This is a genomic window from Flavobacterium rhizophilum (genome assembly GCF_046000485.1).
Classification (GTDB): Bacteria; Bacteroidota; Bacteroidia; order Flavobacteriales; family Flavobacteriaceae; genus Flavobacterium; species Flavobacterium rhizophilum.
Genome location: NZ_JBELQB010000041.1, coordinates 1 through 632, shown reverse-complemented (window position 1 = coordinate 632; position 632 = coordinate 1). Strand labels below are relative to the sequence as shown.

Genomic DNA, 632 nt, shown 5'->3' with positions numbered 1-632 from the left:
CTCACATGCCCCTGGGATTCTAAAAGCAGGACAACCTGGGTAAAAATGCTTTGTATCTCATCTTTAAGTCGCTCGCTCCTAAAGCGGTTTATCGTGTTGTGGTCGGGGCGGCTCATCCCGCTTAACCACATAAAATGGATATTCTGCTTCAAGGCTTCTTCAAGCCTACGGCTTGAAAAAATATTGCACAAATAACCATAAACCAACACTTTAAGAAGCATACGGGGATGGTAGCTGGAAGTGCCTCCTGGCTTGTAGTTTTTGATGAGACATTGCAGGTCAAGACCGTCAATCACATCGGAAACGGTCCTTACAGGATGATTCTCTTCTATCAGCTCCTCCAAACTTGGAGGGAGTAGAAAATTTTGCTTGGGATTGTAATCTTTAAAGACTACTTTTGATTTATTATACACACCGCAAGTTAACAAACTTGCAGAATAAAGGGAACCCGCGGGCTCCCTTATTTGTTTAAAAAAAATAGGGCTGACTCACTTTTGAGACAGCCCCTTTAATTATGCTTGTTCTTTTGCTCTTCTCATTTCCCTTGCCAACAGGGTATTTTTAAGCAGCATGGCAATAGTCATAGGGCCAACACCGCCCGGTACCGGGGTAATGTAACTGGCTTTTTTGCT

1 protein-coding gene and 1 pseudogene are annotated in these 632 nt (G+C 43.4%); both read right to left on the bottom strand.

Features of this window, described 5'->3' with window-relative positions:
• Positions 1–413: transposase (locus ABS768_RS17620; protein WP_408076254.1), on the bottom strand; the 413-nt coding region annotated here is incomplete at its 3' end.
• Between the two features lie 99 nt (positions 414–512).
• A pseudogene (locus ABS768_RS17615) lies at positions 513–632 on the bottom strand (bifunctional 5,10-methylene-tetrahydrofolate dehydrogenase/5,10-methylene-tetrahydrofolate cyclohydrolase); the annotation flags it as partial.